This window comes from Marinomonas shanghaiensis, from assembly GCF_003259175.1.
GTDB classification, from domain to species: domain Bacteria; phylum Pseudomonadota; class Gammaproteobacteria; order Pseudomonadales; family Marinomonadaceae; genus Marinomonas; species Marinomonas shanghaiensis.
This window is the reverse complement of sequence record NZ_QGOK01000016.1, coordinates 22775-35896: the sequence shown is the minus strand read 5'-3', so window position 1 is coordinate 35896 and position 13122 is coordinate 22775. Positions and strand designations below refer to the sequence as shown.

Below are 13122 nucleotides of genomic sequence, written 5' to 3'. Positions count from 1 at the left end.
TTTCTCAATACTTTTGGGCCAGCTTACAAAGTATTTGGAATCATAAGCAAATCTCGATTTCTGCATAATGATTAGAACTATTATGCATTGGCTTTAATCCCTAAGGAAAGCCAATATGACTTTTCTGATTTTCTCTCGTTTTATAAGGCTATTGTCATGCCCACTGCCAAGCAGACGTTCCTGTACGGTCTTTTTTTTAGCGCTGTTACTGTGCTCTTTTGGGGGATGCTACCTATTGCGTTAAAACTCTCTGGCCACTTTTCCGACCCCATCACGCTCACTTGGCTACGTTTCTCTGTCGCGGCTCTTATATTGGGGTTATGGCAGTGGCGGCGAGGAAAGTTAAATGAATTTAAATGGCTAACAAAACAGGACTGGCTACGGCTTTTGGCCGCTGGAACCTTTCTCATCATTAACTACACCAGCTTTGCATGGAGCTTAGACTTTTTATTACCTGGCTCTGCACAATTAAGTTTTCAAATCGCCCCTCTTTTCCTCGCTTTAGGCGGATTATTTTTCCTAAAAGAACGCATTAACTGGCAGCAGTGGTTGTGTTTTGTCGGAATTGGCTTGGGCATGTTGATCTTCTTTCATCCCGTTATTGGACAAGATGGTCAAGGCTCAATGTGGGTTGGTTTTGCTATTATCCAACTGTCTGCTGCGGCTTGGTCTCTGTATGCTTTATTGCAAAAATCATTGTTCAAACGCCTCGCCCCGACAAATATTTTGCTGGCAATTTATGTTTATGCCTTGATCGTGATGTTGCCATTCTCATCGCCCAGTGAGCTATTGAAAATGTCTTCTGACGACGCTTGGATTGCGGCTTTTTGCTGCCTAAACACATTGGTCGCATATGGTGCGTTCGCACAAGCCATGCGTTACTGGCAAACCGTACAAGTCAGCGCTTCCATTGCGTTGACACCCGTAATGGCCTTTATATTAACGGAATTGTGTGTGGCGTTAGGATGGTGGTCAGGCAGTATCAGCTCTTCTCATGCCGACTTATTAAGCTTATTTGGTATGTTGATTGTGATCGTCAGTGCCATTAATGTGCAATTGATCAGCGCGAGAGTGCAACGTAAAGCAGCTTTAATGACAAAGGCACTGAATGAAGCCGTCTAGCCTTCCCTTATCCATCCTATAACCAAAGCGTAAACGGCATAATAGACAACCCCAGAATTAAAATAATCGCAATCAAAGTAAAAAAGGCTTCCGCTGGATTTTGGCGAGCATGCTGTAAATACCCAAGAATCCACTGCCCAAAAGAAATAGGACGCATGGTTTGGGCACGAGCCATTTGATCTTCGCGGATTAACTCCCGCGCTTTGGTGGCTTGTTCCTTGTCTTTTACCCACAAGCCAGCCATGGAGACTTGCCAGCGACCTGCAGAAGTTTCATAAAAGTCGATATCGTGATCCGCTAATAATTGACGAATATCATCCGCTTCTTCATCTGGAACATATTTCAGCCGAAAAACCAACGTCGCCATAGAATACAACCTTACGCATAAAAATGAGCGGTAGAGAGTAAGAGATGCCAGACAATATTACAATCTTGTACTGTCCTGCTGCATGTTAGCAGCGTGCTCTTCTATCCAAGCGATCACCTGCTCTTTGGGTAATGGCCGACAGAAGTAGTACCCTTGAACTCTGTCAACCCCAAGCTCTCTGACGGCATCAAGCTGATCCTCTCGCTCCACGCCTTCCGCTACCAACTTCATGTTTAATTCTTTTGCCAGCTTAGTCACCGAGGTCAATATCTGACGGGTAAACTGGTCGTCTTTTAGACTCGCAATGAATATCTGGTCCAACTTTAAGGTGTCATATGGGAAACGACGCAAAAAATCCAATCCCGCATAGCCAGTGCCAAAATCATCTACCGACAAATGAATGTCTAACGCTTTAATGTGTTCAAAACGACTCACCATAAGAGGCAGATCAATGGCATTTAAGGCACTGGTTTCTGTTACTTCAAGACCTAAACGCCCTTTTAGCTCAGGGTATTCATCAAGAATACTGGCCAAATTCGGCGCAAAACTCTCTTTCAATAAGCTGTGTCTGTCTACATTCACCGAGATATTAATGTCGCGCAAGGGTGCTGGATAATCTCGATAAAAATCCCCCACTTTACGAATCACCATCCACGTTAACTCATCGATCAAACCAAGCCGATCCGCCATATCAACAATCACAAGGGGAGAAACTTGACCATGATGCGCAGAACGCCAACGAATCAGGGCTTCCATTTCATATTGCCCCTCCACGTTCAGCGATACAATGGGCTGAAAATACACCTCCATGGCATTATTTTTAATAGCTCGTTTGACGCAATGCCTTAGAGAACGTCGGTAATAAGCAGAAATAGAATATCCACTGCAAAAAATAATAGCCAACAATAGCCAACACACAAACATAAAGGGCCACAGTGCTAGCAAGCGACTCTCATATAGATCGGTTGTTAAAAGCACCTCTAATTCGATTGCCCAGTCATCAAGCGTCTCTTTTTTGGTTTCTAACAGACCAGACACAATATGGTTTCGATTAGAGAACAACACTTGCTTGCCAAGGGTTAATTCATACGCATAATCAGGCAGCAATATTTGATCCACCGTCATCGCAAAACTGCTTGGCGGTGCTAAGCCATTCACCCCCAGTCCGTCAGGTCTTTGGTAAAAAGCAAAAAAGGTAGACTCTCCCAAGGTATTCGAATTCATCAATGATACGGTTTTACGATCCTTGCTTTCCTGTATACGTGACACGATTGATTTATAGACAGAAATATTAATGGGCCCCAAGTTAGAGCAATAGACTTTAAAGTTGGCATTAAAAAGCCCAAATTCTTTAAAAATAGGAGAATAAAAAGTGGCGCGTCGTAAACGGTCAATGTCCGCTTTTTCACACATTACATCGCTGCTATCTGCTACCTGTTGTAACTCTGTAAAAATACTGTCCATGTGCTGTGACAAAGCATTTCTTGCCATATCGGTTCGTTTGTCTAAGTCATTTAATAAAAACACATAAAGCCCAGCAGCAAAAAAAAGAGCCGTAAACAACACAGAAAGTAAACCACACAACAAAATCATCTTCTTTTCAATAAAGGCTAGTGCCCCGATGTCGCTCAACATACCACCGCTTCCCTCCTCTTCTGTTCCATCAAAATAAAGCTCACACTGTCCACGACGACTTCGTATTGTGACAACAAACCCCGACTGTTTACAGAGACACCAACAAACGCCCATAAAAAAGACCGCATCAAGCAGTCCTTTAATATATAGCATATTACGTCAACTAATTGCCGTGTATCTCTATGAGGGCCAGTCATAAAGCATCCTACGTATTATTCACTTTATGACATGGCATAAGGAACCTTGTCTTGAATAACATAAGTTAGTTGGATACTTTTTCAATCACGATAGAAAGATAACCAACTTCAACACCGAACTTTGTCATGACTGACTCGTTAATGACAACGCCATCTTTGACCATATACATGCGATCATCTACATTCACCTCTATCAAGTCACCGTCGTACTGAACTTGTAAGACATAATTCATAAACAGGGCATTGCCGGCTATTTTTACGTCACCGGAACCGATCACATCATTCGCTGTTGCCGTATATTGACCTTGCGCATTCGGTGTCATGGTCCAAGTACGATTTTGGACTTCACCATCATCAAAAACAAAGACTTCGGCTAACGTTCCAACGCCATTTTCCCAGCTCCCTTCTAAAGTAGCATTAAAATAACGAATCACTTCACCACTGCGGTTTTTCAAAATACCATGCGCGGTTAAAGGTCCCGAAAAAAATGTTTGTAACTCAAACTTAGGCTCATTTTTAGCGTACAGAGAGACATCTGGGGTTGAACAGGCGGTTAACAGCAACATGCTCAGCACGACCGCCATTATTTTACTTGTGATAGAACACCATATGTTTTTCATAGTCATTTCCTTAGAATCTGCACTGTCATAGACAAAATAAAAAAGCGTCGCAGTGATGTATTAAAAATAATGATACTGAATATCTACACTCTGGTATTTGCCATTTTCATCACAAATGTTGGCGCGACCAGTAAAACGCAATAACGTCTTTTCTACAGGATCATAGGCAACCACAATCGGGTCCACGGCCATTTTCACGAACCAAGAGATGGGAGATAGCGCAAAACAAACCGCCTTATCCTGAGTTCCATCAAGGCACTCGGCTTTAGCAACTCGAAAAGAAAAAGTCGTTTGTTGGCTAGGCACCAAATACTCGATGTCCATCTGTTTGCCTGTCTTTAAGGTGTCCCAATATTGCTTAACAAAGCCATCAAAACCGGCATCAACGACAATACCAGCCACCAACGGAATGGTACCCACTTCAGGCTGTGCAGTACTATTTTCTAAATAGTTCACTTGCAAGCGGTTATTTACCTGTTTGACCTCTATGGTTTCTCCATTGCGTTCATTAACCTGAGAAAAACTGGGTGCGATGCGCGACTGAGAATAATCGAGCGTTTTATTTGCAAAAACACGACCATCTGGCTCTGAATATTCCACTTTATGGCTATTGTCATCGAGCATTTGATGCGTTTCTCGATACAATAATGCGCCTGTTTTCAAACTATAAGCACTGCCTACTATTTTAGAGAAGGCAGCATCACCAGCGGCTGGCGTATCAGCTAAGCTGTAGGCACTCAATAATAAAGAAAAAAACAATGTCACAAAGGACCGCTTCTGCGGCAAACACACAAAAGATAGCTTCATTTCTCACCCTTACATTTTAGATTACGCCATACCCTTACTTATCATCAAGTGAGATCATTATCAGGTAAACTGAGCACTGATATGCAAGCAAATACGAGAAAATTTATGCATCAAACAATGCCCATTTCTCGCTAAGCCAGATCCCCAAAGGTATCACCAACGACCAAACAATCGCTACAATCAATAAAGTCAGCCCAATAGGTTCTGCTAAACTAATACCTGACAGCTTTGCTCCAGCAAAATAACTCAATGTCGGCCCAATAGCACCCATTAACGCACCCAATAGATACCGAGAACGAAGAAAAGATAGACTGTGGGCAAATAACGTAGCAACACTTACCCAAAGACACAGCAACCAAACAGGCGGCCATTTTATTGAGTCTAGATTATTGGCAGAAGAGGAAAATATTCCCACCTGAAACAAGGTGCCATCCACCAAGAGACCCAACATTAAAAAGACCGCAAATAGACGCCATTCTCTTCGGGTATGCATAAAATAACGATCATGTAAGAACAAATACAGAATGGTGACAGCGAGAGCCCAAAGGTTTCCCGCTAGTAAACAGATGAACCAAACTGTTTGAAATAAAATGGCATTCAGTAAAGATTTCATGCCATATACTCCCTTCAATTTGCCGCAATAGACAAACGATGATCGGGTTTCGCAAACACAAATTGCCCTGTACTAATGGCGCGCTCTTTGAAACCGCCTTCGCAATAAGCCAAATAAAAGTCCCACATACGACAAAACACGTCGTCAAATCCCATGTTCGTCACTTCATGACGGGCCGCATGAAAACGCGTACGCCAATCGGCTAGAGTTTTCGCATAGTGTTCTGTAATGTCCTCAAGACCGACTATTTGCATATCTGTTTTTGAGGCTATTTTATGAGCAATCACTTGATTTGATGGTAAACATCCGCCGGGGAAAATGTAGCGCTGGATAAAATCAACGGAACGGCGTGCATAATCATAACGTTGGTCAGCAATGGTAATGGCCTGAATCACCATCACGCCGTGCGGCTTCAACAGCTCGCTGCACTTAGAGAAATAACTGTCATAGTATTCATGGCCCACCGCTTCAATCATTTCGATAGAAACAAGCTTATCGAATTGACCTTGCAAATCACGATAATCTTCAAGTAACAAGGTGATCTTATCTTGTAAACCTTCTGATTCTACTCGCGCCTTGGCAAACTCATACTGTTCTTTGGAAATGGTGGTCGTGGTCACTCGGCAGCCATAGTGCTTCGCCGCATGAATCGCCATACCGCCCCAACCCGTGCCTATTTCCAATAGATGGTCGTCTTTGCTCAATTGCAACTTTTGACAAATTCGATCCAATTTATTCACCGACGCTTCTTCCAAAGAAGAATTTATCTGTGGATAAACGGCCGATGAATACATCATCGTAGGGTCTAAAAATAAAGAGAAGAAATCATTGCCTAAATCGTAGTGGGCGGAAATGTTATCTTTGGAGCCTTTCTTGGTATTAGCGTTCAGTTTATGAACAATTTTCGCACCAATACGACTCCAAATAGGGCGTTTAGCATCCATTTTATTAATCAAACTGAGATTGGCCACCATCAAACGAATCACTGCCACCACATCAGAAGAAGACCACCAGCCTTTCATATAGGCTTCGCCAGCACCAATACTGCTGTTTAGGAATACATCACGATAAGCATGAATATCGTGAACTTGAATATGCGCGATATAACGGGTGCTGTCCTTGGCTTCTCCGAAGGTATAGGTTTTGCCATTCTCATCTAAGGTTAGATGTCCAATCTCCAATTTTCCTAACATCGCAAACACCATCTTGCGTGCTAACGTATCAAACCATGTTGTTGTGTTATTTTTTCTCACTTTCTGATTTTCCATACTAACGGAGTTCATAATGATTAATCTCCTAAATGCAATTTTTCTACCTATTTGATCTTAGTGGTAGACGATGAGTTTGGATGCGAATAAAAAGGCACCTTTTTTATCCATAACTTTAGTGCTTGCCAATAAATGCCAAAGGCCACTTGCATTGTCATGACAGGATAACGAAACAACACCTTGGCCATGGTAGAAGACGTTAACGGCATTCGAGTCAGCGATAAGGTGGCATCAAACACACACTTTTCCCCTACCAGCTCTTTATTTTGCATGTGCACTGCTAATTTTTTATGAGGAACATTACTTCGCCAATCGTAAAAATGTTCCATCGGATGAAAAGGCGATACATGCATAGCCTTGTTAAATTGCATACGCTGCGTAGACTGAAGCGGATCACATTTTAAAACGTAAGGTATTTTTTCTCGCCAAGGGGTGTTGGTTACTTCAAGCAACATGGCTTGTAGTCGCTCATTGTTATCAAAACAGTAATAAATAGTGATCGGATTAATAATAAATCCGAAGTACCGACAATTTGTCAGCATACGTACTGGGCCTGATAGATCCAAACCCAAACGCCCATTCACTTCAGATAACACCGCCTGTTTAATGGATACAGACGATTCACCAAAGTAATCTTGGCGAGAAAATCGAGCCAAGGACCAAGGCTTCATAGACCACCAAGGACTCATTCCCAGCACATTACCTAACTCATCCAAATCGAAATACATCATAAAGACACGATAACGAAACGCATGAGCACGCGGTAAAAAACGACGATGCCGCACAGTGCCATAATATATGGCGCTGTGCTTAGGCAAAAAATCTACCATGTGATTCCCAATCCATTCGCAACACGCACGCCGCTCCAACAACCATCTTCATGGAAACCATTACGCCAATAAGCCCCACAAAACCAAGTTTTATTAACACCATTAATATCTGACCAACGATCTTGCGCCTTGATACCTGCCAAGGTGAAGGTAGGATGAGAATATTGAAAGCGCCCGACTATTTTGTCTTCTGCAATCATATCTGTCTGATTCAAGGTCACCACATAAGTCGTATCACTGGAAAAATGCTGCAAAATATTCATATTGTAGCTGAGCGTCGCAGGCTTAGTGCGATCTTTTCCAAGATGGTAATTCCAACTGGACCAGGCAAGTTTTTTCTTCGGCAATAATCTTGTGTCAGTATGAAGAACGACATCGTTATTTCGATAAGGAAGTGCCGATAACACCGCTTGCTCGTCTACAGAAGGGTCCGCCAACAAAGCCAACGCCTGATCACTATGACAAGCAAACACCACTTGATCGAAGGCCTGCGTAGAACCATCTGCAAAGTGAATCACCACATTGGTTTCAGAGCGATGAACCTTGTCGATCGTCGCGCCAAGCTGGATACGATCTTTAAAGGTGTCAATCAAAGGCTTTAAGTATGCCGATGAACCGCCTTCAATAACTCGCCATTGTGGACGGTCATTGACACTTAATAAGCCATGGTTTTTAAAAAAACGTACGAAAAACACCAAAGGAAACGCCATCATCTCATCCAGCGTTGACGACCAAATTGCACTTCCCATCGGAATAAGATAATGACTCGCGAAACGATGGCCGTAGCCCTTTTCTTGCAAGTACTCCCCCAGCGTCACACCTTCTTTTAGCTGCCCACTTTCTAGATCTTGGATCGCTTCCTTGTTGAAACGAAGAATGTCTTTTAGCATGCCAATAAAAGAAAAGTTCAACAGGTTACGGCGCTGCGCAAAGAGCGTATTGAGATTATTACCACCATATTCCAGTCCTGTGTCCTGACAACTCACACTAAAGCTCATTTCTGTTGCCTTAGAAGCCACTCCCAGCTCATCCATTAACCGAATAAAATTGGGGTAAGTCCAATCATTGAAAACAATAAACCCTGTATCAATTGCCCGAGAGCCTTGCGCTTCTTTTACTTCCACCGTTGCGGTATGACCACCAATACGATCGGCCGATTCAAATACCGTTATGTCGTGTTGTTGTTGCAAAAGATACGCACTGGTTAAGCCAGAAATCCCTGAACCAATTATGGCAATTTTCACTCATTGTCCCCTTAGAATATGTGTCGTCATTAAACCAGCCAAGCTGATACAGTCGTCTACTGTTACTGGTTATGTTACTGATTAGAATTTTTTTTAGGTGCCAACATAGACAACCATAATTTTGGAAAGTGCCGCCCTGCCCACAACATGGCAGATAAACGCTTGGGAAAGGCAAATTCAAAAGGACGAGAAGCCAATGCGGTAAACATTCTTTTCGCGGCGTCATCGGATGACATTAAAAAAGGCATGGAAAAGGTATTTTTTTGCGTTAATGGCGTGTCAACAAAGCCTGGCAAAAGACAAGTTACGTCAATATTGAATTGCTTTAAATCCATGCGCAAAGAGGATAGAAAGTAACGCACAGCCGCTTTACTAGCACCATAAGCTTCGGCTTGTGGGAAAGCCGCCTGAACCGCTTGCGAACTCACGCCCACCAAATGTGGACGCGAAGATTGTTTTAACAAGGGCAAACACACATCCACACTGTTCACCAATCCAAAAAAATTGACTGACATGATTCTATCCATCATTTTCCAATCAGGATCGGTATCCGTCATATCGAGGTATTCACAAGTACCCGCGTTTAAAATGACACAATCTAAATGCGCGGTGTGCGACAAGAGCGCTTCTCTTACTGCATGCACTTGGCTATCGTCAGAGATATCAAAAGGAACAAAGGTTAAGCTCTCATAAGTCTCTGACAGAGAAACCAACTCACCTTTTGTTCTCGCACTTGCTATCACTTGCCACCCAGCGTCTAAATACTGCTTTGTTAACGCTAAACCAATTCCGGAACTGGCGCCAGTAATCCACACAATACCTTTGTCCATTCTCATCTCCCTTATTATCTCCTCAAACTATCTGGCTAAGCGTTTTTTCAACCCTTTTACTGCCGTTCCCAACAAAGGCACGTGTTCGTATATCAACTGACCAAGGTCATACACGTCTTCGTGAAAATAAATGCGCTCATTAAACTGTACCTGACTCATGCCGCGTACTGTAATGGTTTTATTGCCTAGCTTGGGGTGTTTAAAATGCATATTCCATTTGATGTAGGCTGTATTTTCAGATACGAGCTGATCCAAATATTCAAAGCGCCCACTGTGAACGTTGACACACATTTCGGATAAATAAGCATGTAAGTTCTCAGCGCCGCGCAACTCATGTACGGGATCTTTAAAAAGCACATCTTCAGTGTAAACATCACCCATTTTGTCTAGCTGCGGATGCTTCACGTCTTGATAAAACATCTTAAAGCGCTCAATTAACAAAGAATTGGAAGCCATATTTGCGTCCGTCATATTCATCACTTACCTTAGCTATTTACCCAATAGGGCATGTTTTTGTGTCACCATATTGTATTTAACGCACAAACGCCCAATTTGGATCACTTTTAAGGCTAATTTAAACACTACTATTTAAATAAATAAAAGTGATCCACACGAATAAAGACAGCGTATATTTGATACAGCGCAAACTAAGCGTATGACAATTTTGCTTTTTGGAGCGATAAATGGAACGCGCAATTCAACTACCCAACGACGAACAAAGAGTCACGGACATATATGCCGTTGCTGAACATAGAGATCAAGCCGCCTTAGGTCGTTTGTTCGATCACTATGTTCCTAAAGTAAGATCCTTCTGTCTTGCCGCACAACCCGGTGCTAATTTAATGGCCGATGACATTGCGCAAGAAGTCATGATACGCATCTGGAACAAAGCACACACTTACAAACCTGAATCGGCGTCACTCAATACTTGGGTATTTACCTTAGCGAGAAATGCTCGTATTGACTACTTACGTCGGAACAGTCGGCATCAATCGGACATTGATCCGGAATACCTTTGGGAATATGTGATTGACGAAAACGCCGATCCATTTAAAGACGCACAGCAAAAAAGAGACCAAGAGCGTATTCAGCAAGGCTTAGACAAATTACCGCCAGACCAAAAGCAGGTTTTGTCAAAAGTCTATCTAGAAGGCAAAACGCACAAGGAAGCCGCTGAAGAATTATCTCTTCCTCTTGGAACGATAAAATCTCGGGTTCGCCTTGCTTTGCATAAACTCACTATTTACGTTAAGAGGTAGTATCGATGATCCACTACCATCCATCGATTGAAATACTCACTGACTACGCTGCTGGTTCACTCCCTCTGGCGCATTCCTTGTGTGTGTCCACACACCTAGAACACTGCCCTGAATGCCAACAGCAAATCAGAAAATTGGAAATGCTTGGCTCACACCTGTTTGATCAGGTACAGACGGAGCACCGTCAACTCAGTAACCTGAAAGACAGTTTCTTTAAGAACCTAGCGCAACAGCCTAGTCCAAAAGAGAAGCATAAGGTATCGCCGCAAGAGGACAAAGCGATTCGATGGGATGATTACGCCATTCCACGTAGCCTGCGCCAGTTCATTACCAAAAGCTACGACGATCTAACTTGGACACGCCTGTCACCCTCGTTTAAGATTGCCACGCTTTACAATGAAGAAGGTGGGGCACAAGTTGCTCTAACCAGAGTGAAAGCAGGCGCGCATATGCCCACTCACACTCATACAGGTGACGAAATCACCCTTGTATTACAAGGAGCATTCTCGGATGAAAGTGGCATTTATCGCCAAGGTGATTTCATCAATCGTGATGCCAGTCATAAGCACAAGCCGATAGTCACAAAAGACGCGGAATGCATCTGTTTGACTGTGCTAGATGCACCTATTGAGTTTACGGGTTGGTTAACAAGGTTGTTAAATCCGATTATTCGCCGTTACCATCCTCATTCTCACTAATAACAGGATGGCTCAACGCTACTCAAGATAGATACACGATTGCAGACGTTAGCCAATAACAAGCAAATTTTATGAAATTCTGGTATAGTCCTTGTTCAATCTAAAAACAAGGACTATTTATCATGGCAACTAAAAAGAAACAGCCGGCTGCTTCGGAAACTTCGGAATCCATTGAAAAGCAAATGCAAGAGTTTCTTGCGCGCGGTGGACAGATAGATAAAATCGATTCAGGGGTTAGCGGACAATCTCAGTTAACAGGATCACGCCACATTTCTCTTGGTAACAGCAAAACGAAAGCTCAATAAGCTTTCGTATTTTGTTTATCCGGTTGAAAATGGGTTAGTAAAAGAACACTCGGTACAAGCCAACCCTTGAATAATCAAGCCCTTGGTTTATCTAGCGTTCTTTTTCTCTAACTCGTATGCCAAGCCAATAGACAATGCCTGCGCCAAACAAAGCGAAGAAGACAACGAACGAAAAGACTGAATTTCAGCTTCTTTGACGACAAAACAAACCGACGCAATGGACGCCAAAGGGCTTATTTGATTGTCTGTAATCACAATAAGAGGCACCTTTTTGTCAGCCGCGGCTTTTGCCACCATCTGAGTTTCTTCCGCATAAGGATGAAAACTCACCGCAATCATCACATCGTTCTCATCCAACGCACTGGCTTGCTCTTTGTACATACCGCCCACGCCGTCAATCAAATAAGCCTTTCGATCAATATGACGTAATGCATAGGCAAAATAACTGGCCACAACAAACGCTCGCCTTACTCCCACAACGTGCGCTGCATGGGCTTGGGACAATATTTGTATGGCTTTATCCAAATCCTCAGCCGCGGTGGTTTCTCCCAGATGCCCAAGGGCAATCGCGTTTGCATGGGAAAATCGAGTTAAAAGTTGAGAAGGCGATTGTTCACTATTTTCATCCCCAAAAGCTTCTCTCGCCATACGAATTCGATCTTGGTAACTTGGCGCCTCCTCCATAAGATTTTGCTGAAATAATTTCTGCATTTCACTAAATCCGCTAAAACCAAAAGCATTAGCAAAGCGAACCCAAGTAGAAGGATGAACTCCAGCGTCTTTTGACAACACGGCAACCGTACCAAATGCTACGTCACTGGGCGCATCTAGAACAAACTCTGCCACTTGACGCAACCGCTTACTCAACTTTGGATAATGCTGTTTAATCGTCTCTTTTAAGTCCGTCAATGACTCTGGCGCAACGTCTGACATAAAATACTCTCTGTACTCAAAGTTCTCTCCAATAACCGCAAGCACAGCAGCATAATGAAACAAAGGGCGTATTAGGAGAGAAGAAATTATTGCAATTTTAGAATAAAAATTCTAACTTAGTGCTTACTAACATGTCTAGTATGAAACCGCTAGATATCGTCTCTAACTGAAGAAATCATATAAAAATAGGACTCGTATTTTGAACGAAGCTGATCGTAAATTTTTTCGCCCTAAATGGCGTCGTGTCGCCGCTACCGTCTTCTGTTTTGGCTGGACGCTGGTGGAATGGCTATCAGGAGAACCTTTCTGGGGGATTATTGCGGCCGGCATTACTTTTTATTGTTTATGGAATTTCTTTTATAAATTCGACGACAACCAAGAAACATCCGAATAA

Annotated in this window: 16 protein-coding genes; 5 read left to right on the top strand and 11 right to left on the bottom strand. The window is 42.9% G+C overall.

The features are described from left to right. Positions 1-156: 156 nt before the first annotated feature. On the top strand, positions 157-1122 hold the full coding sequence (locus DKT73_RS13420; RefSeq protein WP_111639069.1) for a DMT family transporter: 966 nt from the start codon (positions 157-159) through the stop codon (positions 1120-1122). Between the two features lie 16 nt (positions 1123-1138). Here the strand turns inward: DKT73_RS13420 and DKT73_RS13415 are convergent, their stop codons facing one another. The 10 genes from DKT73_RS13415 to DKT73_RS13370 all read right to left on the bottom strand — a co-directional run bounded on the left by DKT73_RS13415 (position 1139) and on the right by DKT73_RS13370 (position 10004). Next, positions 1139-1489, bottom strand: a complete 351-nt coding sequence (locus tag DKT73_RS13415) for a DUF6164 family protein (RefSeq protein WP_111639068.1) — start codon at positions 1487-1489, stop codon at positions 1139-1141. Positions 1490-1546: 57 nt separating this feature from the next. Next, positions 1547-3277 (bottom strand): EAL domain-containing protein, encoded by a 1731-nt coding sequence (locus DKT73_RS13410; RefSeq protein WP_232827879.1) that lies wholly within the window; start codon positions 3275-3277, stop codon positions 1547-1549. A gap of 109 nt (positions 3278-3386) precedes the next feature. Next, positions 3387-3941, bottom strand: coding sequence for a DUF3833 domain-containing protein (locus tag DKT73_RS13405; protein ID WP_111639067.1), 555 nt, complete (start codon positions 3939-3941; stop codon positions 3387-3389). Between the two features lie 60 nt (positions 3942-4001). Then, complete coding sequence (locus tag DKT73_RS13400) at positions 4002-4748, bottom strand: hypothetical protein (protein WP_111639066.1); 747 nt, start codon at positions 4746-4748, stop codon at positions 4002-4004. Between the two features lie 103 nt (positions 4749-4851). Continuing rightward, the gene (locus DKT73_RS13395; RefSeq protein WP_111639065.1) at positions 4852-5361 is read right to left on the bottom strand and encodes a DUF2878 domain-containing protein; all 510 of its coding nucleotides are present in this window, start codon (positions 5359-5361) and stop codon (positions 4852-4854) included. Positions 5362-5375: 14 nt separating this feature from the next. Next, positions 5376-6644, bottom strand: a complete 1269-nt coding sequence (locus DKT73_RS13390) for an SAM-dependent methyltransferase (protein WP_111639064.1) — start codon at positions 6642-6644, stop codon at positions 5376-5378. A 32-nt stretch (positions 6645-6676) separates the two neighbouring features. Beyond that, positions 6677-7459, bottom strand: coding sequence for a DUF1365 domain-containing protein (locus DKT73_RS13385; protein ID WP_111639063.1), 783 nt, complete (start codon positions 7457-7459; stop codon positions 6677-6679). Then, complete coding sequence (locus DKT73_RS13380) at positions 7453-8703, bottom strand: NAD(P)/FAD-dependent oxidoreductase (RefSeq protein ID WP_111639062.1); 1251 nt, start codon at positions 8701-8703, stop codon at positions 7453-7455. Before DKT73_RS13380 ends, DKT73_RS13385 begins: the two co-directional genes overlap by 7 nt. A 74-nt stretch (positions 8704-8777) precedes the next feature. Continuing rightward, positions 8778-9533 carry an SDR family NAD(P)-dependent oxidoreductase gene (locus tag DKT73_RS13375; RefSeq protein ID WP_232827878.1) on the bottom strand — a complete coding sequence of 252 codons (756 nt, stop codon included), beginning with the start codon at positions 9531-9533 and terminating at the stop codon, positions 8778-8780. 27 nt (positions 9534-9560) lie between these two features. Next, positions 9561-10004: a nuclear transport factor 2 family protein gene (locus DKT73_RS13370; protein WP_232827877.1), complete on the bottom strand. Its 444-nt coding sequence runs from the start codon at positions 10002-10004 to the stop codon at positions 9561-9563. Between the two features lie 212 nt (positions 10005-10216). Here DKT73_RS13370 and DKT73_RS13365 point away from each other — a divergent pair, with 212 nt between their 5' ends. From DKT73_RS13365 to DKT73_RS13355, 3 genes are all read left to right on the top strand, one after another. Continuing rightward, the gene (locus tag DKT73_RS13365) at positions 10217-10792 is read left to right on the top strand and encodes an RNA polymerase sigma factor (RefSeq protein ID WP_111639059.1); all 576 of its coding nucleotides are present in this window, start codon (positions 10217-10219) and stop codon (positions 10790-10792) included. Positions 10793-10797: 5 nt separating this feature from the next. Then, positions 10798-11490: a ChrR family anti-sigma-E factor gene (locus DKT73_RS13360; RefSeq protein WP_111639058.1), complete on the top strand. Its 693-nt coding sequence runs from the start codon at positions 10798-10800 to the stop codon at positions 11488-11490. Positions 11491-11612: 122 nt separating this feature from the next. Next, entirely contained in the window at positions 11613-11795 is a 183-nt protein-coding gene (locus tag DKT73_RS13355) for a PFL_1563 family small protein (protein WP_024025667.1), read from the top strand. Positions 11796-11882: 87 nt separating this feature from the next. Here DKT73_RS13355 and DKT73_RS13350 read toward each other — a convergent pair whose 3' ends face one another. Further along, on the bottom strand, positions 11883-12728 hold the full coding sequence (locus DKT73_RS13350) for a MurR/RpiR family transcriptional regulator (protein WP_111639057.1): 846 nt from the start codon (positions 12726-12728) through the stop codon (positions 11883-11885). Positions 12729-12927: 199 nt separating this feature from the next. On the opposite strand from DKT73_RS13350, the gene DKT73_RS13345 reads away from it, so the two are divergent. Continuing rightward, on the top strand, positions 12928-13122 hold the full coding sequence (locus DKT73_RS13345) for a hypothetical protein (RefSeq protein ID WP_332871656.1): 195 nt from the start codon (positions 12928-12930) through the stop codon (positions 13120-13122).